At 61.3% G+C, this 20,404-nt stretch carries 18 protein-coding genes, 3 pseudogenes and 1 riboswitch; of the genes and pseudogenes, 16 read left to right on the top strand and 5 right to left on the bottom strand.

What is annotated here, in order from left to right; translation table 11 throughout:
• Positions 1–84 precede the first annotated feature (84 nt).
• The 13 genes from urtB (at position 85) to OKW44_RS28120 (ending at position 13,934) form a co-directional block, all read left to right on the top strand.
• The gene (gene urtB, locus OKW44_RS28180) at positions 85–1,695 is read left to right on the top strand and encodes an urea ABC transporter permease subunit UrtB (RefSeq protein WP_018418411.1); all 1,611 of its coding nucleotides are present in this window, start codon (positions 85–87) and stop codon (positions 1,693–1,695) included.
• Entirely contained in the window at positions 1,692–2,828 is a 1,137-nt protein-coding gene (gene urtC / locus OKW44_RS28175) for an urea ABC transporter permease subunit UrtC (RefSeq protein ID WP_026225454.1), read from the top strand. Before urtB ends, urtC begins: the two co-directional genes overlap by 4 nt.
• The gene (gene urtD / locus OKW44_RS28170; protein WP_018418409.1) at positions 2,825–3,580 is read left to right on the top strand and encodes an urea ABC transporter ATP-binding protein UrtD; all 756 of its coding nucleotides are present in this window, start codon (positions 2,825–2,827) and stop codon (positions 3,578–3,580) included. The genes urtC and urtD overlap by 4 nt, the downstream gene beginning before the upstream one ends.
• Positions 3,581–3,582: 2 nt before the next feature.
• Positions 3,583–4,287, top strand: coding sequence for an urea ABC transporter ATP-binding subunit UrtE (gene urtE, locus OKW44_RS28165; RefSeq protein ID WP_018418408.1), 705 nt, complete (start codon positions 3,583–3,585; stop codon positions 4,285–4,287).
• Positions 4,288–4,348: 61 nt separating this feature from the next.
• The gene (locus OKW44_RS28160; protein WP_018418407.1) at positions 4,349–5,344 is read left to right on the top strand and encodes an acetamidase/formamidase family protein; all 996 of its coding nucleotides are present in this window, start codon (positions 4,349–4,351) and stop codon (positions 5,342–5,344) included.
• 12 nt (positions 5,345–5,356) lie between these two features.
• Positions 5,357–6,127 carry an SDR family NAD(P)-dependent oxidoreductase gene (locus OKW44_RS28155; RefSeq protein WP_018418406.1) on the top strand — a complete coding sequence of 257 codons (771 nt, stop codon included), beginning with the start codon at positions 5,357–5,359 and terminating at the stop codon, positions 6,125–6,127.
• A gap of 135 nt (positions 6,128–6,262) precedes the next feature.
• On the top strand, positions 6,263–7,375 hold the full coding sequence (locus OKW44_RS28150; protein WP_018418405.1) for a substrate-binding protein: 1,113 nt from the start codon (positions 6,263–6,265) through the stop codon (positions 7,373–7,375).
• 25 nt (positions 7,376–7,400) lie between these two features.
• Positions 7,401–8,234, top strand: a complete 834-nt coding sequence (locus OKW44_RS28145) for a branched-chain amino acid ABC transporter permease (RefSeq protein WP_026225452.1) — start codon at positions 7,401–7,403, stop codon at positions 8,232–8,234.
• Positions 8,227–10,056, top strand: coding sequence for a branched-chain amino acid ABC transporter ATP-binding protein/permease (locus OKW44_RS28140; RefSeq protein WP_239498995.1), 1,830 nt, complete (start codon positions 8,227–8,229; stop codon positions 10,054–10,056). Before OKW44_RS28145 ends, OKW44_RS28140 begins: the two co-directional genes overlap by 8 nt.
• Complete coding sequence (locus OKW44_RS28135) at positions 10,053–10,763, top strand: ABC transporter ATP-binding protein (protein WP_018418402.1); 711 nt, start codon at positions 10,053–10,055, stop codon at positions 10,761–10,763. The genes OKW44_RS28140 and OKW44_RS28135 overlap by 4 nt, the downstream gene beginning before the upstream one ends.
• 20 nt (positions 10,764–10,783) lie before the next feature.
• On the top strand, positions 10,784–11,707 hold the full coding sequence (locus OKW44_RS28130; protein ID WP_018418401.1) for a DUF1028 domain-containing protein: 924 nt from the start codon (positions 10,784–10,786) through the stop codon (positions 11,705–11,707).
• The gene (locus OKW44_RS28125) at positions 11,704–13,101 is read left to right on the top strand and encodes an amidase (RefSeq protein WP_018418400.1); all 1,398 of its coding nucleotides are present in this window, start codon (positions 11,704–11,706) and stop codon (positions 13,099–13,101) included. The genes OKW44_RS28130 and OKW44_RS28125 overlap by 4 nt, the downstream gene beginning before the upstream one ends.
• Positions 13,098–13,934 carry a nitrilase family protein gene (locus OKW44_RS28120; RefSeq protein ID WP_018418399.1) on the top strand — a complete coding sequence of 279 codons (837 nt, stop codon included), beginning with the start codon at positions 13,098–13,100 and terminating at the stop codon, positions 13,932–13,934. Before OKW44_RS28125 ends, OKW44_RS28120 begins: the two co-directional genes overlap by 4 nt.
• A gap of 176 nt (positions 13,935–14,110) precedes the next feature.
• On the opposite strand, the pseudogene OKW44_RS28115 reads toward OKW44_RS28120, so the two are convergent.
• Positions 14,111–14,479: pseudogene (locus OKW44_RS28115) on the bottom strand (ISNCY family transposase); the annotation flags it as partial.
• 18 nt (positions 14,480–14,497) lie between these two features.
• Between OKW44_RS28115 and OKW44_RS28110 the strand changes: the two are divergent.
• Positions 14,498–15,517, top strand: a pseudogene (locus tag OKW44_RS28110) (IS110 family RNA-guided transposase).
• A gap of 498 nt (positions 15,518–16,015) precedes the next feature.
• Here OKW44_RS28110 and OKW44_RS28105 read toward each other — a convergent pair.
• The 3 genes from OKW44_RS28105 to OKW44_RS28095 all read right to left on the bottom strand — a co-directional run bounded on the left by OKW44_RS28105 (position 16,016) and on the right by OKW44_RS28095 (position 18,330).
• Positions 16,016–16,540, bottom strand: coding sequence for a hypothetical protein (locus OKW44_RS28105; RefSeq protein WP_162633897.1), 525 nt, complete (start codon positions 16,538–16,540; stop codon positions 16,016–16,018).
• Between the two features lie 141 nt (positions 16,541–16,681).
• Positions 16,682–17,017, bottom strand: a complete 336-nt coding sequence (locus OKW44_RS28100) for a hypothetical protein (RefSeq protein WP_018418394.1) — start codon at positions 17,015–17,017, stop codon at positions 16,682–16,684.
• 1,037 nt (positions 17,018–18,054) lie between these two features.
• Positions 18,055–18,330: a hypothetical protein gene (locus tag OKW44_RS28095; protein ID WP_162633896.1), complete on the bottom strand. Its 276-nt coding sequence runs from the start codon at positions 18,328–18,330 to the stop codon at positions 18,055–18,057.
• A gap of 18 nt (positions 18,331–18,348) precedes the next feature.
• Here OKW44_RS28095 and OKW44_RS28090 point away from each other — a divergent pair, with 18 nt between their 5' ends.
• Together OKW44_RS28090 and OKW44_RS28085 are read left to right on the top strand one after the other, a co-directional pair.
• Positions 18,349–19,557, top strand: a complete 1,209-nt coding sequence (locus OKW44_RS28090; RefSeq protein WP_343219765.1) for an acyltransferase family protein — start codon at positions 18,349–18,351, stop codon at positions 19,555–19,557.
• Positions 19,558–19,580: 23 nt separating this feature from the next.
• Positions 19,581–19,754 (top strand): annotated as a pseudogene (locus OKW44_RS28085) (ubiquinone-dependent pyruvate dehydrogenase); the annotation flags it as partial.
• A 70-nt stretch (positions 19,755–19,824) separates the two neighbouring features.
• On the opposite strand, the gene crcB reads toward OKW44_RS28085, so the two are convergent.
• Positions 19,825–20,205, bottom strand: a complete 381-nt coding sequence (gene crcB / locus OKW44_RS28080) for a fluoride efflux transporter CrcB (protein WP_018418391.1) — start codon at positions 20,203–20,205, stop codon at positions 19,825–19,827.
• A 72-nt stretch (positions 20,206–20,277) separates the two neighbouring features.
• A riboswitch (Fluoride riboswitch) is annotated at positions 20,278–20,339 on the bottom strand.
• Between the last annotated feature and the right edge of the window lie 65 nt (positions 20,340–20,404).

Below are 20,404 nucleotides of genomic sequence, written 5' to 3'. Positions count from 1 at the left end.
AGTCCCTGTCGCACAGTTTGGCAGTTGCGGGATCGGCATACGCAAGCATGCCGGTCCTCCTAGCAGGATCGAATGGAAACACCCATGATCAATTTCAGGCAGATCTTTTACGCGATCGCTTGTCTGGCGCTTGTTTGGACCGCTACCGCGAGCGCCGCGCCGGGCCGCGCGGCGATGCTCGCGTCGTTCTGCGCGACGAACGGCGATAAGGCCGCTGCACTGGAGCAACTTGTCGGGACCGGCGTGTCGGATGATACGCACGAGCGTGCGTGGGCACGTCAGATCGTTGATGCGATTCGTAACGGTGCGCTGGTGTGCGGTGCAGACGGTCAGGTGACGCTGCAGGGACACCCTTTACTCGACGCCGCGACCCTCCAGCCGCGCGCTAACGCGTCAGCGGATTCGCCCTATGTGCCGAGCATCGTGATGATGCGCAAGCTCGCGGTGGCATCGGCGGAAATGGACCTGTTCTCGTCGCAGCAGGACACCCGCGCGACGGCTGCGCGGCAAGTCGACAAGTTCTTTGCCTTGCTCGATCCCGCTGTCGTTGCCCGCGCGGTCAAGGCGCAGCATGATCCGGATATCGCGGCCACTCTCACGCTGGCGTTGGCTAAACGCGGTCTGAACAGCAATGTGAAGGCCGACCGCCTGGCGGCGATCAAGGCTGTGGCCGAGGTGCCGAGCGAAACCGCGCGGACCGCGCTGGCGAACTTCGCAGCGGAGGATTCCGTGCGCTCGGATCCGGACGTGCTTGCCGCGGTGGAGGGCGCGATTCGCCACATGGACACGTGGCTGTCGCTCGGCAAGGGCTTGTCGATTCTGTTTAGCGGCTTGAGCTATGCCGGCGTGTTGTTGCTGACGGCGCTCGGCCTGTCGATCGTGTTCGGCCTGATGGGCGTGATCAATCTCGCGCATGGTGAATTCATCATGATCGGCGCTTACGCAACGTATCTGGTCGAGCGTTTCATGCAGGCGCATCTGCCCGGCTGGTTCGATGCGTACATCTTCATTGCGATTCCCGCGGCATTCGTGATCTGCGCCGCGTGCGGCATGTTGCTCGAATTCTTCGTCATCCGCTTTCTGTATCGCCGGCCGCTCGAGACGCTGCTCGCTACCTGGGCGGTCAGTATCGCGTTGATCAAGCTGATTCAGGTGCTGTTCGGCTCGCAGAACGTCGAGTTCATCACACCCGGCTTTCTCAACGGCGGCATGCAGGTTGCGCCGGGCTTTTTCGTGACCTACAACCGCGTGTTTGCCATCGTGCTCGCCGTGTTGATCTTCGGCGCGACCTTCGCCGTGGTTCGCTTCACGAAACTTGGTTTGCTGATGCGCGCCACTACGCAGCTGCGGGACATGGCGCGCTGCCTGGGCGTGCCCGCCGAGCGCGTCGACCGTATTGCGTTCGGGCTGGGCGCCGGTCTCGCGGGGCTGGCCGGAGTGGTGTTGACGCAGATTGCGAGCGTCAATCCGTCAATGGGTACGGGTTTCGTCGTCGACTCGTTCATGGTGGTGGTGCTCGGCGGCGCGGGCAGTCTCGCGGGGACAGTCGTGTCGTCGCTCGCGCTCGGCGAAATTAACCAGTTCATCGAACCATTTTACGGAGCGGTTGCCGCCAAGGTGGCCGTGCTTCTGCTCATCGTGCTGATTATCCAGAAGCGCCCGCAAGGACTCTTTGCATTGAAGACCCGCGTATGAATACGTTTTCCGATCCGCGTACCAGCAGGAGATTGACCTTGTCGGCGTTCGCAACGAAATGGATGGGCCAGTCAGTGGAGGTCGGCATCGTGCCGGTGCTGGTCCTGCTGGCGCTCTATCTGCCCTTTGCCTATTTTGTGATTCCGGAGTCAAACGCGCTGCATCTGTCGCTGTTCGGCATCAACCTGATCGGACAGGTCATGTGCTTCGCGCTGCTCGCGCTGGCGCTCGATCTGGTATGGGGTTATGCGGGCATCCTGAGCCTCGGGCACGGCATCTTCTTCGGAATAGGCGGCTATATGATGTCCATCTATCTGCTGAACGGCGCCTATGCCGATACGAACGTATTGCCGGACTTCCTGCAATACATGGGGGCGAGCGACTTTCCTCCGGTATGGAAGATCCTCTCGCGGCTCGATGTGACGATCATCGTCACGATCATCGTCACCGTGCTGGTCGGGGGCGCGTTCGGCTTCGTCACGTTTCGCTCGCGCATCAATGGCGTGTATTTGTCGATCATCACTCAGGCGCTCACTTATGCGCTGATGCTGCTGTTGTTCATCAACGACGTGGGCCTCGGCGGTAACAACGGCATGACCGGTTTCACGAGCCTCGCGGGCCATAAGCTTGCCGATACCTCCACGCAGATCGGCCTCGCTGTGTGTTCATGCCTGCTGCTGGTGGCGGCCTATGTCGGCGTGCGCTTTCTCGCCCGCTCCAGTTTCGGCAGGGCGCTAATCGCGGTGCGCGACGACGAAGCGAGGATGCGCTTTCTCGGTTACCGCACGCATACGCTGAAGCTCTTCGCGTGGTGTCTCTCGGCGGTGCTCGCGGCGTTTGCCGGGATGCTGTATGTGCCGCAGGTCGGCATCGTCAACCCGACTATCGTGTCGCCGCAACTGTCCGTCGAGATCGCCGTGTGGGTGGCCATCGGTGGGCGCGGCACGCTGATCGGCGCGATCGTCGGCGCTATCGTGGTCAACGGACTCAAGTTCTGGCTGACGGCGCAACTGCCGGCGCTGTGGCCGTTCATTCTTGCCGGCGTGACGCTGGTGATTGTCGTGTACCTCAGCAATGGTCTGTGGGGGGCGCTGAAGGCTGCCGGCCCCGAAAGTAAGGGGGGCCGGCAATGAACCTGCCACAACGGGCCACCGCCGTCTACATCAGCGGCCTGTCTGTCACGTTCTCCGGATTCGCGGCCATCACGAATCTGTCGATGGAATTTCGATACGGCGAGATTCGTGCCATCATCGGCCCGAACGGTGCGGGCAAGACGACCTTGATGGACGTCATCACGGGAAAGACCCGGCCGGCATCCGGTGAAGTTTTTCTCAACAAGGTCACGAATCTCGCGACGCTCGACGAAGCGTCCATCGCGCGCCTGGGCATTGGCCGCAAGTTCCAGAAGCCAAGCGTGTTTGAAGCGCTGCGGGTTCGCGAAAACCTCGAACTGGCGATTCGCAACGGTCGCGGCTATGCGGCGATGGTTCGCTCGCGCCTCGGCGCCCAGCAGAACCGGCGCATCGACGAAGTGCTCGAGACGATCGGTCTCGAGCATGAAGGGCCCCGGTTGGCCGGCACGCTGTCGCACGGCCAGAAGCAGTGGCTCGAAATCGGCATGCTGCTTGTCGCCGATCCGCAGGTGATCCTGCTCGACGAACCGGTTGCCGGCATGACCGACCACGAAACCGCACGCACCGCCGAACTGATCGCGCGGCTCAGGTCGCCCGATCGGGCGGTGGTGGTGATCGAACACGACATGGATTTTGTCGGCGAGATCGCGGACCTCGTCAGCGTGTTGCATGAAGGAAAGCTGCTGGGCGAGGGATCGATGGAGAGCGTGCGCAATGATCCACGCGTGATTCAGGTTTATCTGGGACGGTAGACATGCTCAAGATTTCCGCACTCAACCAGTTTTACGGCAGCAGCCACACGTTGCGCGATGTGTCGCTGAATGTGGCCGACGGTGCCTGCACCGTCGTACTCGGCCGGAATGGCGTGGGCAAGACGACCCTGCTGAAGTGTCTCGTCGGGTTGCTGCCGGTCAAAGGCGGCGAAATCGAACTGGCGGGTCAGCCGCTCGCGCGCACGCCGTCGCACCGGCGCGCGCTGGCGGGTCTCGGCTACGTACCGCAAGGACGCGAGATTTTTCCGCAGCTCAGCGTCGAAGAAAACCTGCGTATCGGTGCCTACGCGGGCGAACGCAATCAGACCGCCAAGGGCAAGCAATTTTCTTTCGACGATGTCTTTCACACCTTTCCTGTGCTGAGGACGATGCGCCGGCGCATCGCAGGAAATCTGTCCGGCGGACAGCAGCAACAGCTTGCGATTGGCCGGGCGCTTCTGACGAATCCGAAGCTGCTGATTCTCGACGAGCCGACCGAGGGCATCCAGCCGTCGATCGTGATGGAGATCGAGGCGGTGATCCGTTCGCTGAAAGGATCGCTGTCGATCCTGCTGGTAGAGCAATTTTTCGATTTCGCGCAGGCGGTAGCCGACGACTATGTCGTGCTGGTGCGAGGCCAGGTCGTGTCGGCAGGGCCTGGAGACCAGATGGAAGCCAATAACGTCAGAGCGCTAGTTTCAGTGTGATGCGGCGCCCAGTCAGGCGCCGGTTCACGTCGACAACCCACATTTGAGCAGGAACCCCATGATGAAATGGCTAGAACAATCGATCATGCATACGCGCGGCGTCGCACGCGGCCAGGTTCGCGAAACGCACGAACTCAGTGAATCCCGTCAAGGCACATTTCACTACACCATCGGACCGTACTCTGCGCCAGTGATGAGCATTGCGCCGGGCGACCGGGTGGTGGTTCAGACGCGCGATGCCTTTGACGGCAAGATCCTCACGGAACAGGATCTGCCCAGCCAGAAGCTGCGGGTGCCATTCCTGAATCCGCAAAGCGGCCCGATCATGATCGAAGGCGCGGAGAAGGGCGACGTGGTTGCGGTGTATATCGAGTCGATGCTGCCGCGCGGCGACAATCCCCGCGGCACCTGCTGCCTGATTCCGCGCTTCGGCGCGCTGACCGGTACGGAATACACCGCAACGCTTAATGAGCCGCTGCCCGAGATTACCCGCAAGATCGATGTGGACGAAGAAGGCGTCTACTGGAGCAAGCGCGTTACGCTGCCGTACAAGCCGCATATTGGCACGCTGAGCCTGTCGCCAGAAATCGACTCGATCAATTCGCTCACGCCGGACAACCACGGCGGCAATATGGACGTGCCCGACATGGGGCCGGGCAGCATCACCTATCTGCCGGTGCGCTCCACCGGTGCGCGGCTCTTTATCGGCGACGCGCACGCCTGCCAGGGCGACGGCGAAGTGTGCGGCACCGCCGTCGAATTCTCCAGCACGACCACGATTCACGTCGATCTGATCAAGGGCTGGCATATCGAATGGCCGCGCCTCGAAACCGATGAGCTGCTGATGGCGATCGGCAGTGCGCGCCCGCTTGAGGACGCAACGCGTATCGCATACCACGAACTGGTGCTGTGGATGGAAAAAGAATACGGCTTCGACCGCTGGGATGCCTACATGATGCTCAGCCAGTGCGGCAAGGTGCGGCTCGGCAATTTCGTCGATCCCAAGTATTCGGTCGGCGCGGCGATCAGCAAGAAATATCTCGCACCGGCTGCCTGAGGAGACGCCATCATGGATTTGAAACTCAAGGGTTTGAAGGCACTTGTAACCGGCGGCACCAAGGGTATCGGCCGCGCCATCGCGCACACGCTGGCAGCCGAAGGCGCGGACGTCGCACTGTGCGCGCGTGATCGTGTCACCGTCGAGCAAACGGTGGCCGACATCGTGCAGGCCACGGGTGGCGCGGTCAAGGTATGGGGCGCGCCCGTCGACGTTTCGAATGGTCCAGCGTTACAAGCCTGGACACGCGACGCCGCCGCGCAACTGGGCGGCATCGACATCGTGGTCGCCAATGTGAGCGCGCTGTCGATCGGCAACGATCGTGAATCGTGGCGCAAGGAGTTCGAAACCGACTTGATGGGTACGGTCAACCTGGTCGACGCCGCGCTGCCGTTTCTCGAAACCAGCAAGTCCGCCTCGATCATCGCGATATCGAGCGTGTCCGGTCGTGAGATCGACTTTGCCGCCGGCCCTTACGGGACCTTCAAGGCGGCGCTGATCCACTACATGCAGGGCCTCGCTTACCAGCTCGCGCCGAAGGGCATCCGGGCAAACGCCGTGTCGCCTGGCAACGTCTATTTCGAAGGCGGTGTGTGGGATCACATCGAACACAACGATCCGAAGCTGTTCGCGGAAGCACTCGCGTTGAATCCGAGCGGACGCATGGCCCGCCCACAGGAGATCGCGAATGCGGTCGCGTTCGTCGCGAGTCCCGCAGCGAGCTTCGTGAGCGGGGCGAATCTCGTAGTGGATGGCGCGCTCACGCGCGGGGTGCAGCTCTAACTGCCGAGACGCTGCGTCACGTAAGTCGATTCGATAAAACACCAAGGAGCCTTGCCGATAATGAAAAGAATCTCTTCCCTTCTGACTGCCGGCCGCTCACGCTGCCTGGCATCCGTTCTGCTGGTTTCTCTCGCGATGGCAAGCCATGCCGCCATCGCTGCCGATCCGATCAGGATCGGCGTGCCCGTGGGTCTGAGCGGCGCGAATAGCGTGGTTGCCCCGTCGGTGGTTCAGGCGGCGCAACTGGCTGTTGACGAGATCAATGCGAAAGGCGGCATTCTGGGGCGTCAGGTCGCCCTCGAAGTGGCCGATGACGGTAGCGGCGCAGCGGGTGCGCAAAAGGCGTTCGATTCGCTGATCTTCGAAAAGAAGGTCAACGCGCTCATCTCGATGGAAACGAGTGCCGCGCGCAACGCAGGCTTGCCGATCGTCACGCGCGGCAAAGTCCCGTTCATTTACACGTCGTTTTATGAAGGGCGCTCCTGCAACCGTTATATGTACGTCGATGCGTGGGTGCCTGACCAGCAGGTTGCGCCGATCGTCGATTACTTCATGAAGCAGCAAAAGGCGAAAACGTTCTTCCTGATTGGCAGCGACTACGCGTTCGGCCGCGGCATGCTCGACTTCACGAAGACCTACATCGAGAAGCACGGCGGCAAGGTGGTCGGCAATGAGTATCTGCCGATGGACGGTTCTGACTGGACTTCCATCATCAGCAAGCTGCAGGCGGCCAAGCCTGACGCGATCATCACGTCGACAGCCGGCGGCGCGCCGAACGTCACTCTGACCAAGCAACTGCGCGCGGCGGGCGTGAGGGTTCCCTACGGCAACCTCGCCGTCGACGAGGGCACCGCTAAGAGCATGGGCGCGGATGCACAGGGCATCTACATCTCCGGTTCGTATGTGACCAACATCGATACCCCGGCGAACCACGCGTTTCTCGCCGCGATGCAAAAACGCTTCGGTGCGGATCTGAAGACGCCGAACGATCTATCGGTGCCGGAGTACGAGGCGATCTACCTGTACAAGGCCGCCGTGGAGAAAGCCGGTTCGGTCGACACGGCGAAGGTGATTCCGGCGCTCGCTCAGGTTTCGTTCGACGGCCCGCGTGGCCATATCCAGATGGACAAACAACGTCATACGCCGCTCACGATGTATCTGGGCCAGGTGCAGGCGGACGGCTCGGTGAAGGTGATCGAATCGTTCCGCAACGTCGATCCGGGCGCGCAGTGTCCTGCCTTGAAGTAAAACGCACTATGGAGTGCTGGTCATGCTGAACCTCGGGCTTGATGTCGTCACTACGGCGGCCATCCTGTTCATCGTTTCGGCGGGGTTGCTGATGGTCTTCGGTGTGATGAAGATCATCAACTTCTCGCATGGAGCGTTTCTGACGGCGGGCGGCTATGCGAGCGTGCTCGTCGGGCACGCCGGTCTGAACTGGTGGTGGAGTGTGCCGTGCGCGCTCGCGGTCGGCTTCGTGGCGGGGATGGCGGTCGAGCGGTTCATCGTTCGTCCCTTGTACGCGCGCCCGCTCGACGCGATTCTGGCGACCTGGGGTCTGGGCATCATCGTCGGGCAACTGATCACGCTGGCGTTCGGCCGCGGCGTGCAGATGGTCGCCAGTCCGGTGAACGGTGCGATCTCGTTCGCCGGTATTCAGTACTCGGCCTACCGGCTGATTCTGGTCGGGGTGGCCATGCTGGTTGCGCTCGCGCTCGGCTGGCTGCTCAACGGCACGCGGCTCGGCTTGCAGACGCGGGCGGTGATAATGAACGAAGCGCTCGCACGCGGGCTCGGCATCAGCAGTTCGCGAGTGCGTTTCATGACCTTCTGCACCGGCGCGGCGCTCGCGTCGGCTGCGGGCTGTCTGATTACGCCGCTTGCGAGCGTCGATCCGAACATGGGCGTTCCCTGGATCGTCGGCGCGTTCATGCTGGTGCTGGTGTCCGGTTCGTCGCTGGTCAGTCTTGCGGTGGCCAGCGTGGTGCTCGGCGGCGCGCAGGTGCTGGTTAGCACCTTCGTCAATCCCGTGCTCGGCGGTCTGACAATCGCGGTACTGGCGGCCTTGTTACTGCGCGTTCGACCGGAGGGCTTCGCACGTGGCTGATCCCGCTTCCACCTTGTCGTTTCGCACCGCGATCGCTTCGCCGTGGAAGAGACCGGCCGCGATCGGTGTTGCTGCGCTCGTCGTTCTCGCCGTGTGCAGCGTCACGCTGCCGACCTTCCTCGTCAACAACCTGATTCGCGCTTTCCTGTATGCGGCGGTCGCGTTGACCGTCGATCTGCTGTGGGGCTATACCGGCATCCTCACATTCGGACAGTCGGCATTTTTTGGCATCGGCGCTTACGCGGCTGGTCTGGTTTTTACCCATGCCGGTTTTTCGGTCCCGCTTGCCGCGGCAGCGCTCGCTGCCGGCATCGCCGCCGCCTGGATCGTGTCGCGCGCGATTGGCTGGCTGGCGTTTTATCACGGGGCATCACCGCTTTACGCTTCGGTCGTCACCCTTGTCTTGCCGATCGTGCTGGTTCAGTGCATCTATTCGGGCGGTGAGTTCACCGGATCGAGCAGCGGTCTGTCCGGCTTCGACAGTTTCGATATTCCACTCGAAGCCTGGTTCGTCATCGCGGGCGCATTGCTGATTGTCCTGGCCGTGGTGGCGTGGATGTTCGTGCGCAGCGACGCGGGCCAACTGCTGGTGGCCATCCGTGAAAACGAGGCACGTTGCGAGTATCTCGGCATCGACGTGTCGCGCTACAAGTCGCGGCTGATGGACGTATGCGCGGTCATCGCCGCGTTCGCTGGTTTTCTGTTTGCCTGCGTGCAGATGGTGGTGGCGCCGGAATACGCCGGTTTTGTGTTCGGCACCGAACTGGTCATTTGGGTCGCGCTCGGCGGCCGGGGATCGCTTATCGGGCCCATTGTCGGCGCGATGCTGATCGACGTCGGCAGCGCCTATCTCAGCGGCAATCTGCCTTATGTCTGGACGCTGCTGGTGGGCGTGGCGTTCGTCGTCGTAATTGTGGCGATGCCGCGCGGGCTTGCACCGCTCGTGTCCGGCGCGGCGCGCCAGGCATTGCCGCGCCGCCGCCGTGCGGCACCCGCGCCGGTGACGCTCGTCGCCGTGCCACCGCGCGGCGGCGACATGGTGGACGACGCGCGAGCGGCGCTTTCGATCAAGCACGTGCGAAAGCATTTCGGCAGCCTCAAGGTGCTCGACGACATCAGCTTCGACGCGCACGCCGGAGAACTGCTCAGTCTGATCGGCCCGAACGGCGCGGGCAAGAGCACGCTGATGCGCTGCATTGCGGACGGCGCGGAACGCTCGGGCGGCACAGTCGAGATCGGCGGCGCGGACATCCGCTCGCTTGCGCCATACGACTGCGTGGCGCTTGGCGTCGGCCGGAAATTCCAGACCGCGACGGTATTCGAATCGCTCAGCGTCGGCGAGGCGTTGCGCGTTGCGCGCTATCGGGTGGCGCCGCCGTCGAAATGGCAGCGCGACCCGGTTCTCACGCTGCCGCAGCCGACCCTCGACGTGCTGCGGCTCACAGGACTCGACCGGATTCTCGATCGCGAGTGCCGCTTTCTTTCGCACGGCCAGAAGCAGGCACTTGAACTGGCGATGGTGCTTGCGCTCGAACCGCGCACGGTGCTGCTGGACGAACCCACGGCGGGCCTGACGAAACAGGAGCGTACGCAGATCGGCGAGATTTTCGTCGAACTGTCCTCGCGCTATCGGATGTGTCTGCTGCTGGTCGAGCATGACCTCGATTTCGTGCAGCAGATCAGCTCACGCATCGTCGTTCTGCACCAGGGGCGCATTGCGATGGACGGCGGTGTAGAAGAAGTCGTGCACTCGGAAATCGTGGCCGCGGTATATGCGGGCGGTGCGCATCCAGCCGCCAGCCAGCCGGAGGCGGACGCATGAATGCAACATCGATTGTTCAGGTCGACGCACTGCATAGCGGCTACGGCGAGGCGATGGTGCTCAAGGGCCTGAACCTCACGCTCGCGCGCGGTGAAGTGGTGGCGATTCTCGGCAAGAACGGCATGGGTAAGTCGACCTTGCTGAAAACGCTGATGGGTTTCATCCGCCCGAAGAGCGGCGACATCGCGCTGTTCGGCGCACGGACCACGGGCGTGCCGCCGAACCGCATCGCGCGACGCGACGTCGCTTACATCCCACAGGAAAAGGCCTTGTTTCAGGACCTGTCCGTCGAAGAGAACCTGAAGCTCGCCCTCATGCGCGATCGCGATTTCAAACCGCTTTTCGAGCGTATCGAGGACCTTTTCCCGTTTCTCAAGGACCGCCTCAGACAGAAAGCCGGTACGCTGTCCGGCGGCGAGCAGAAGATGCTGTTGGTCGCGCGGGCGTTGATTCGCCAGCCAAAGCTGATCCTCGTCGACGAAATCACCGAGGGCATGCAGCCGTCGGTGATCGAACGGCTGGTCGGCGTTCTCAGCCGCGAGCGTGACAGTGCCGGCACGACGATGCTGCTGGTCGAGCAGCACGTGCAGTTCGCTTTTGCTGTCGCGAATCGCTACGCGGTGCTCGAACTCGGTGAAATTCCGGCGGCCGGTGATACGGCGGATACGTCGGCGCAAGCTACGGTTTCGCGTTTCCTGTCGCTGTAACGCTAGGGAGAAAGTTTGCCATGACGTTTTCCATCGTCGCGCGCTGTGCACGGACCGGTGCGTTGGGCGTGGCGGTCAGCACGGCGGTGCCGGCCGTCGGCGCGATGTGCGTGTATCTGCGCACCGGCGTGGGGGCGGTGTCGACGCAATCGTGGGTCAATCCGTATCTCGCGCTCGATGCGCTCGACCTGCTCGATCAGGGCCTGAGCGCCGAACAGGCGCTCGCGAGGGTACTGCATGACGATGCCGCCGCGGATCTGCGGCAGCTCGGCATTGTCGATCGCAACGGTCAAAGCGCGTGCTGGACCGGCCCGCAATGTACGGGTTGGGCGGGGCAGCGCTGCGGCACGTCCTGCACGATTCAGGGCAACATGCTGACCGGCGCCGGGACGCTCGATGCGATGCTCGCCGCGTATGAGGCGAGCGCTGAACTCGCGCTGGAGGAGCGCCTGATGCGCGCGCTCGAAGCGGGACAAGCCGCCGGCGGCGACAAGCGCGGCCGCCAATCGGCGGCGCTGAAGGTGGTGCGCAACGAGGCATATGCCCACCTCGATTTGCGGGTCGACGAACACCATGAACCGGTTGCCGAATTGCGGCGTGTGTTCGAAGTGGCACAGCGGCAGTTCGTCCCGTTCGTCGAAGGGATGCCCACCCGCAGCTATCCCGGCCGTGCGCCGCCGGCCGCCGTGACTGAGTTGCTGTTGACGCCGTCGCAATCGAGGCCGGGCGCAACCGACCCGTTGAACGCCGATATGCGGGTGCTAGGCAGGTGGCTCGGCGTCGAGTTCGACGCCGAGCGCGTGGCGCACAACCTGGCCGCCTACGTATCGATCCTCGCGGAGATCAGCAAGTTACGCGAACTCGATCTGTCAGACGTGCACCCGGTGGTCGTGTTCGATCTGGCGCGTGCTTATACCGGACCTTCCACCAAGGGTGGAGCATGAACGACGATCTCACCGCCATCGCCGCGGACATTGCATCGGGCGAGGTAACGCCCACCGATCTCATGGACGCGCTGCTCACGCGCATCGCCGCGCTCGACCCGCAAGTGCTGGCGTATGAATGTCTTAATCCGGCCGCGCGCGCCGAAGCCGGGCAATGCACGGAGGAACTGAAGCGCGGCATGCGGCGCGGGCCGCTGCATGGCGTGCCGATTGCGATCAAGGACAACTATCTGACGGCCGGTATGCCGACCACGGCAGGCAGCCGCGCGCCGGGTTATACGTTCGCAAACGAAGACGCAGCTGCGGTGGCGCGCCTGCGGGCGGCCGGCGCGATCGTGATCGGCAAGACCCGCACGCACGAGTTTGCTTGGGGCACGGAGACGCCGCCCACTCGCAATCCCTGGGATCTCTCGCGCATTCCCGGCGGATCGAGCGGCGGCTCGGGCGCGGCGCTGGCCGCGCGCATGGCCTACGGCGCGCTCGGATCGGACACGGGCGGCTCGATTCGCATTCCGGCGAGTCTGTGTGGCGTAGTGGGCTTGAAGCCGACGTTCGGTCGCGTCAGCCGGGCGGGGATCGTGCCGCATAGCTGGTCGCTCGATCACGCGGGCCCGTTGACGCTGTCGGTGCGCGACGCGGCGCTGCTGCTCAACGTGCTCGCCGGCCACGATACGCGGGACCCCGGCAGCGCCGACGTACCGGTGCCGGATTACATCGCGTCGCTGGACGGCGGCATCGCGGGCATGCGCATCGGCGTGTGCCGCAATCACTTCTTTGGCGCCAACGAGGCGCAAGTCGAGGCGCAAGTCGAGCGCGCCATTGCGACGCTCGCCGCGCTCGGCGCGCAGGTGATCGACTTCGAAGTACCCAACCTGAAATACGGCCTGGGCGCGATCTTCGCAATCGAACTCGCGTCGTCGAGCGCATATCACGATCGCGGCCTGCAGCGCGGTGCGACCGCCGCGATGGCTGACGACGTCCGCACGCTCGTCGAGATCGGCCGCATGGTGTCGGCGTCGGACTACCTGAAGGCAGAGCAGTTGCGCGCGTGTCTGATCGCTGATTTCAACGCGGTATTCGAGCGCGTCGATGTCGTGGTGACGCCTGCGTCCCCAGTTACCGCATGGCAGCGCGGACAGGCAACGGTGGTGACTGGGGGCATGGAAGAGAGCCCGCTCGCGGCGTCATGGCGTCTCACCTACCCATTCAACCTGACTGGATTGCCGGCCCTGTCCGTGCCATGCGGCTTCGATTCGGGCGGCTTGCCAATCGGTCTGCAGATCGCCGGCAAACCGTTCGACGAAGCTACGATTCTGCGCGTAGCCGCGTCCTATGAGAGCGTGTACCACTGGAACGCGATGCGCTCGCCAATTGCGAGGAGTGTGCAGCCATGATGCCAGGCAACGAGAGCAAGGTGACCGTCGCGTGCGTGCAGATGTGCCCGGAAGTGGGCGCCAAGGCGCGCAACGTGGCGCACTCGATCGAGCTGATCAAGCAGGCGTATGCGCGCGGCGCGAATCTGATCGTGCTGCCGGAGTTATGCAATTCGGGTTATGTATTCGAGTCGCGTGAAGAAGCGTTCGCGCTGTCCGAAGCCTTGGTGGATGGCGAGACGATTGGGCAGTGGAGTGCGCTCGCAGCGCGTCTGCGCGTCACGCTGGTGGTCGGGTACGCCGAACGCAACGGCGATGCGCTTTACAACTCGGCGGCCGTGATCGGTCCGGGAGGTGTGCTGGGCGGTTATCGAAAGATGCATTTGTGGGGTGACGAGCAGCTCTTTTTCGAACCGGGCAACGTCGGCATGCCGGTGTTTCATACGCCATTTGGCCGGGTGGCTTGCGCGATCTGCTACGACATCTGGTTTCCGGAAGTTTTCCGGATGGCGGCTGCCCGGGGTGCCGACATCCTGTGCGTGCCGACCAACTGGGTGCCTATGCCTGCGCAGCCGGCCGAACTGCCCGCGATGGCGAATCTGCTGGCGATGGGCGGCGCGCATTCGAACGGACTGTTCGTGGCGGCGGCGGACCGGGTCGGCGTCGAACGCAACCAGCCGTTTCTTGGACGCAGCCTGATTGTCGACTCGCAAGGATGGCCGGTGGCCGGTCCGGCCAGTGCAACCGACGAAGAGATTCTGCTGGCGACGGTGAATCTGACTGACGCGCGCCGGCACCGGCAATTGAACGCGTTCAATCACGTATTGCGGGACCGGCGCCCGGATATGTATTGAGCCTTTACTCGGCTTTCAACTTGTTGCTAGTGTTTGTCGAGGCCAGATTGAAATGTCGCAGGGCTGGCTAAATACAGATGTCGTAGTCTTGATGTCGGGTTTGAGTCTGTCTTTAACGGTTTGAATCCACGTAGTGTCGAAGGACAGCCTTGAACGGGCAGGGCGTGTCAGTCCGTTCAGCGAGTGCGTGCAGACCGTTGGCTAGGTGTTGAAGGCGTCTTCGACTGCTGTGCGATCTGCACGATTGCCTGGTTCAGGTCGGCTCGGGTGAATGCGCGTTGCTTCTTCGTGCCGGGTGAGGGTTTGGGCTTGCGTACCGCCGCACCACGAATCGTACGTGATGGCGAGCCCGAGATCCGGCGGTTGTCGCGCTGCGCCTGCACGGCTTGCGCGACCTGCAGCGCATGACCGAGGCGCTTGTGCTCGATCACGGCACCCTGATCAATCTCCGCGAGCTTATCGTACGGCACACAGGGCAGCACGACGCCGTCCGCGCGGATCTCAAGGCGCCCGTCCGGATACTCCCACACGTCGATGTAGCGGCCGAACCGAGGGGATCCGTCATGGCATATACGATCGCGGGTGTGGACATCGCAAAGAATGTAATGCAGGTTCACTGGGTGGATCCCGAGAGCGGCGAAATCGTGAACCGGCCCGTTAAGCGAGCGGCATTTCTCGAATACTTTGCCAATCGCAAACCCTGCCTTGTCGGCATGGAGTCGTGCAGCGGATCACAGCATTGGGCCCGACGGTTGATCGAAATGGGGCATCGGGTAAAGCTGATGCCGGCGAAGTTCGTCAAGGCGTTCAACATCCGCAATAAGAATGATGCGGCCGACGCGCGGGCAATCTAGATGGCCACCCAGATGGATTGCAAGGAAGTTGCCGTAAAAAGCGAAGCGCAGCAGGCCATCCTTGCACTGCATCGTATGCGTCAACAACTGGTGAAGTTTCGCACGATGCAAACCAATAGTTTTCGCGGATTGCTCAGCGAATACGGCGAGGTAATGGGAGTAGGGAGGGCGGCGCTGGACAAGGCAACGGTCGGAGTTCTGGAAAGATTGTCAGGACGCTTGCCTGCCATACTGATCGATACGCTGCGAGAGCAATGGAAAGGGCTGGATGAGGTGGACCGCCAGATCCGCCAGATCGAGCGACGGATGCAGGAGTGGATGAAAAATGATCAGGCGGCCAAGGCAATCGCGGCGATCCCCGGCGTGGGACTGATTACCGCAACAGCTGCCGTGGCAACGATGGGACATGCCAAAGCCTTCAAGTCTGGGCGTGAGTTTGCGGCCTGGCTAGGACTTGTGCCGGGACAGACGGGTTCCGGCGGTACCATCAAGTTACAGGGAATTAGTAAGCGAGGTGACACGTATCTCCGAACTCTGCTGGTTCACGGCGCGCGGAGCATCATCTATCGCGCGAAAGAGCCAGGTCTCTGGGTCGAACAGCTGAAACAGCGGCGCCCGTTGAATGTCGTCATCGTCGCAATGGCCAACAAGCTTGCGCGAATAATCTGGGCGGTGCTGGCGCATCAACAGCCCTATCGGAAGGATTACGTCAGTACGAGGTTAGCCTGATTTCATCGGTCTGCAGGAAAGTTTCTTGTTTCAACGGATGGAACGTCAAAAGTTGCGGCGGCAGTCGAGTGTAATGACAAATCGGGCGGGACCCGGGATTCACCAAACCTGCTTTTATGTCTGAGCTTCACAAGCTCGCGATTTGAATGAGGCGTGAGTCAGCGGATCTCATAGGGGCCGGCAGCGAAGCGGAAGCTGCAAAGAGGCCGGATGTAGAGCTGCAGCCCATTCTATTCGTCAAGAGCTCGAACATCTGGCGCAAACGGGGGCGTTCATGTAGACATAAAAGAAATTGCCATCGGTTTTTCTTGTAGGAATGCTTGGCATAGGTGCGGATGTTTTCCAAACGGGAGTCCCATCCGAACCATCCGAGTCAGCACGGGGGAGACGCCGCCGGAGTTGCCCGCGCGTAGCGGTGATAACCCGCGCCTTATCTTGTCAACAGTCCCCCAGACGTCCAGAATCCATTTTTCTTCACTAAGGAGAGTTCGGTCCCAATTAGGCGATATACGTTCCGTGCATATGACTGGCCGCGTCAATTAAGGTCTCACGTCGGTCGAGTGCATCCATCGGAGCGAGGGGCTGGCCCTCACGCTCCCCGCTGCCCGGGATCCATCCATTCTGGAAATGGAACCAAGCGGCGATTTTCCAGGAGTCGGCTATCGGTCCGAGTGCATCCAGAATTTCCTTGATGACCGGTAGCGGTTGGCACATGGCATCGAATTGGTACCCCGCAAAGTATTCCTTGCCGCCGAAGGGCACGCCGAAGATACGACCACGGCGCTTCCAGTCACTGGCCGGCTGCGCCCTGTTGGCGGGTGGTGCGATCTGAAGAGCATTGATCTGTTCGGCTGTGAGCCAGTCACCTCGCGCAAAGACCGCGCGCATGGTCTCCTGACGCCGGATGCGCTCGTCGATCAGCGGCGCGACCGGCGCCGAGAGCCCCGTGATCGCGGCGGCAAGCTCGTCCGCCCGCTTTATAACCAATTCCTCGAAAGGCGTTTTTGTCAAAACGGTGGCCAACAGCTCCTCCAAGCCTCGTTTCAGGGACGATACGATCGCCGGATCAGTGCCGTCAGGCAGGCGTAAGCTGGTTACAGGATCTGTAGTAGGGACGCGCCTAGCCTGTTGGTCACGGGCTCGGATCATGGTTGCCTCATTTGATTACACACTTCCTTGGCTATTTCGGTCAGGGGTGTCATCCTCGCGTTGTTCAGCGAACAGCTCGCGAACGCGCTTCATGATCCAGGCGATCTCGGCCGAGGATATAACCCACTGGCCCAGCGATACTTTCTTGACTACGTCGATTTCGACCTTGCGAAGCGTATCGTACAGTGACTGCGACGGGTTCTTGGTCCGTTCCCGGCGGACGTAGGTTGCGAGTTGTCCGGCGAGATCCTCACAGGCATCGTAGCGCGTGAACAGTTCTTCGTCGGTCGGTCCCGAGATCAACTGATTGCCGGTTCTATGGAGCAGGACCTTAGGTCGGTATTGGTGCAAGAGTTCCGCCTGAGCGAATTACGAGAAAGGCGCTGGCTGCAGTGGGGCGAGCCGGACTGAACGGCCGATCGCTTGGCTTACTCAATGTTGCAGCAAAGCAACACATGTCGGCATTGGTCGAGGGGCGAAGCATGTTCGTTGACCGACTGATCGGTTACTGGTTTGAAACTCTGACCGGGGAGCGCGTTGCGAGCATATCGCAGTTTTCGGCTTGCTCGGGATTGGCTTTAAAGCGATTGACCGCGGCACAAAGGGCCCGCATCGGCAACTGGATCGCAGGCAGTTCAAGATAACAATTGCCCGCACCTTTTCGCGCGGACACGCAATACCGGTGCAACAGGATTCACAGCCCTTGCTTGCGGGGAATCTGGGGTGAGGGCGGTTTTTTGCGCCAGCGAAACTGTTCGATCTGTCAGCAAAACAGACCTCCCTTGAATTACCCGGTTCGCCGATTTATTCGATGCCACGGTTCGGCCAGAATCGCGATTAGCGCCTCTAAAGTTCAGTCCCCAGCGGCAAGGATTTGACGAGAGACATGTGATTGTGCAGTGCACACACTCTCGGATCGTGCACTTTTATTTTGTCCCGCTGGCGCGCCCGTGTGCTGCGTTTGCCGCAAACTTTGTGTATGCGCAACTCGACGCGTAACCCATGCCTGCCGAGGGTTCGGGCAGAGTTTGTAATTTGTTGGAACGTTGACAGCAACGGTGGCCACGGCCTTGGAGCTGCTTTTCCCTGCAAACTTTGATGTCTACCCATAGTCGTTCTCACACAGCCATTTGTTCGTATCCGCCCGGATTCATTCGAACGACACTATCAGAACACGCATAGATCCGGTGGACGTGACGGCAAATCTCCACACGGATAAGTCCGTGAAGTTTCAGAAGCGCGGCGCCCGAAAGAAAATCTGAAGCATTAAGCAGCGCCCAGGTAAAACCTTTAAGAAACCGCCACCTCGGCGCAAAAGACGTCACGCGAGAACTGCTGGTCGCTTATTGATTGCGTTTTTTACATCGCAATTCGGCGCATTTATTTGGTCACTGTTTTCTCATTACCGGGATGGCGGGCGGAGAAACGCGCGCGCTGGTTTCAGGCGATCTTCGCACACAGTGGTTTTTTGCAGCCGCAATACGTGCGCAAGCGCACATACCAGTTGCCGCACCTCCATGAATCATGCTCCGCATATTGAGTCGCGTAAATTCTTTCAATTTAAAAACTAAAGAATATAAAAATGAAAGGAAGCGCAATGAAGCGATATTCGCACGTAAAAAGATGGAAGGCAAAATGAAGGCGGTGCTCCCGGGGCTGGACATCCTGCGGTTCCTGCTGGCCTGCTATTTGGTCGTCTTCCACACGCTCTCATTTACCCCGAGGCGAGGGCGATGCCAATGGCCGACTTCTTCAAATTCGGCGGCTGCGCGACGAGTATCTTCTTTATTCTGTCAGGATTCATTCTATCGCACGTTTCGGTGGAAAAGGAAACTAGCGAAACGATGAAGGTTTCGGCATCGAAGTTTTTTATCAACCGCTTTAGCAATATTTATCCGATTCACATTATTACGTTGGCGCTGAGCATTGCATTAATGGCTGTGAATTCCCATCCCTTCGACACCGAACTGAGCAACCTCGATTCAGCACCGCCGATTGCGCACACCATGAGCGGTGTAGAAGTGGCGGTCAATGCGGTTTTACAGATCCTGTTATTGCAGGCTTGGAATCCATTTTATCTGTCATTCAACATTCCGTCGTGGTCGTTGTCGACGCTGTTTTTCTTCTATTTATTGTTTCCTGCGCTCGCGCCACGCCTGCTGTCGATGCGCTTGAAGTCCGCGATGCTGATGGCGATGTGGGGCGCCAGCCTGTTGCCGGCCGTGATCGTCGTTGCAGGCGGCTGGTATCAGGTGTGGCCGATCGGTGTGCTGCATACCAATCCGCTGGTGCGGCTCCCGGAGTTTCTGGCGGGCATTCTCGCTTACGGGATATTCGAGGCGAACGTCGAAAGCGTTACCGGCATGATCGCGGGTTGCCGGTGGATCATATTCGCTGCTCTAGGGGCACTTTTCATAGGCGCCACTTTTCTGTTTACGGCGGGAATGCGTTCGTGGGAAGTACTTCTTCACAACGGCGCGCTCTTGCCCGCGCAAGTCGCGGTGATTTTTGTTTGCGCGAGCGCACTGCAAAACGCGTCGCCGCGCGTGGCCGCCTGGACGAGACGGCTCGGCAACGCTTCGTTGTCGATCTTCGCGCTGCAATACCCGCTATTTATCGGCTTTCTTAAAGTGCAGAAGCTGCTTGGCATTCCGTATTCGCTGTTGTCATGCGTGCATCGACCGCATGTTTGCCGGGAGGCGGCAAGCCAGGTGCCCGTGCATTTTTCCGCCTATCCGGTCTATCTGATCCTGGTGCTGGTGGCGTCGGTGCTGTTTCAGGAGCGGGTCGTGTTGCCGCTCAGGACCAGGCTGCGCCGCGTGCTGAAGGGTCGCTGGGACGCAGCGCGGTCCGCGCCGCTGCCTGCGACGCCGATGCCGAGGACACGGTGAGACGCGCTGCCGGCCAGCTGCATGCGTTTGCGCATCCCGGTCCCGCACTCGTCGATGTGGTCACATCGAAGCATGAGCTTGCGATGCCTCCGAAGGTCGAACTATCCCATGCAAAGGGATTCGGCCTTTATATGCTGCGTGCGATATTGAACGGATGCGGCGACGAGATCGTCGAGCTGGCTCGCACCGAGCTCAGATGCAAACGGTCGCGAGCCCGATTGCCGACGGCTCGAGCCCGCGCCCATCATCCTCGTCTACGTGTGCGCCTCAGCGCGCCAGCAACGAAACCGTCGCGATGCCGAGAATCGTCATGATCAGCGAAGTGCTCACGTGAATCGCCACTTCTCCCGCCGCCCAGCCGAACCGGCCGTCCTGCAGACGCTGCACGACCTCCACGGAGAACGTCGAGAACGTCGACAGCCCGCCCATCAGACCGGTGATGACGAATAGCCGCCATTCCGGTGTGAGATGGGGCACACGCGCGAAGCCCGCGACCGCCACGCCGATGATGTAGCCGGCGATCACGTTGGCGGCGAGCGTGCCGAGCGGCAGGTCGCTAAAGACCGGGTTAAGTCGAAAGCCGAGGAACCAGCGAAACAGCGAGCCGAGTGCGCCGCCAATCGCGACAGCGAGAAGAGACCAATACATGGAAGAGGATCGAAACCGGAATGTCGACAGACCGGTTGATGCGGGCGAGTTGATGCCGCGTCCGCATAACCGGGCGTAGCAGGCATCATCAGCCCCAAGGGCGGTTAATGGAGAATGCCATCTCCAGCCGCGAAGTCTAGCATCGGCGCGCGCATTTGGGGACAGGCGCGTGATTGGCGCCTCTCCCGTTTCCTGTGAG

The sequence above is a fragment of the Paraburkholderia lebeckiae genome (genome assembly GCF_050436325.1).
GTDB lineage: Bacteria > Pseudomonadota > Gammaproteobacteria > Burkholderiales > Burkholderiaceae > Paraburkholderia > Paraburkholderia tuberum.
The sequence above is the reverse complement of the archived record's forward strand: the minus strand, read 5'-3'. Positions and strand labels throughout refer to the sequence as shown.

Excerpts from the sequence above, each read along its gene's own strand:
- OKW44_RS28125 (WP_018418400.1), top strand. The coding sequence starts at position 11,704 with ATGAACGACGATCTCACCGCCATCGCCGCGGACATTGCATCGGGCGAG.
- OKW44_RS28095 (WP_162633896.1), bottom strand. The coding sequence starts at position 18,330 with ATGTCCAGCCCCGGGAGCACCGCCTTCATTTTGCCTTCCATCTTTTTA.
- crcB (WP_018418391.1), bottom strand. The coding sequence starts at position 20,205 with ATGTATTGGTCTCTTCTCGCTGTCGCGATTGGCGGCGCACTCGGCTCG.
- urtE (WP_018418408.1), top strand. The coding sequence starts at position 3,583 with ATGCTCAAGATTTCCGCACTCAACCAGTTTTACGGCAGCAGCCACACG.
- urtC (WP_026225454.1), top strand. The coding sequence starts at position 1,692 with ATGAATACGTTTTCCGATCCGCGTACCAGCAGGAGATTGACCTTGTCG.
- OKW44_RS28155 (WP_018418406.1), top strand. The coding sequence starts at position 5,357 with ATGGATTTGAAACTCAAGGGTTTGAAGGCACTTGTAACCGGCGGCACC.
- OKW44_RS28150 (WP_018418405.1), top strand. The coding sequence starts at position 6,263 with ATGGCAAGCCATGCCGCCATCGCTGCCGATCCGATCAGGATCGGCGTG.
- OKW44_RS28160 (WP_018418407.1), top strand. The coding sequence starts at position 4,349 with ATGAAATGGCTAGAACAATCGATCATGCATACGCGCGGCGTCGCACGC.
- OKW44_RS28130 (WP_018418401.1), top strand. The coding sequence starts at position 10,784 with ATGACGTTTTCCATCGTCGCGCGCTGTGCACGGACCGGTGCGTTGGGC.
- OKW44_RS28120 (WP_018418399.1), top strand. The coding sequence starts at position 13,098 with ATGATGCCAGGCAACGAGAGCAAGGTGACCGTCGCGTGCGTGCAGATG.
- urtD (WP_018418409.1), top strand. The coding sequence starts at position 2,825 with ATGAACCTGCCACAACGGGCCACCGCCGTCTACATCAGCGGCCTGTCT.
- urtB (WP_018418411.1), top strand. The coding sequence starts at position 85 with ATGATCAATTTCAGGCAGATCTTTTACGCGATCGCTTGTCTGGCGCTT.
- OKW44_RS28135 (WP_018418402.1), top strand. The coding sequence starts at position 10,053 with ATGAATGCAACATCGATTGTTCAGGTCGACGCACTGCATAGCGGCTAC.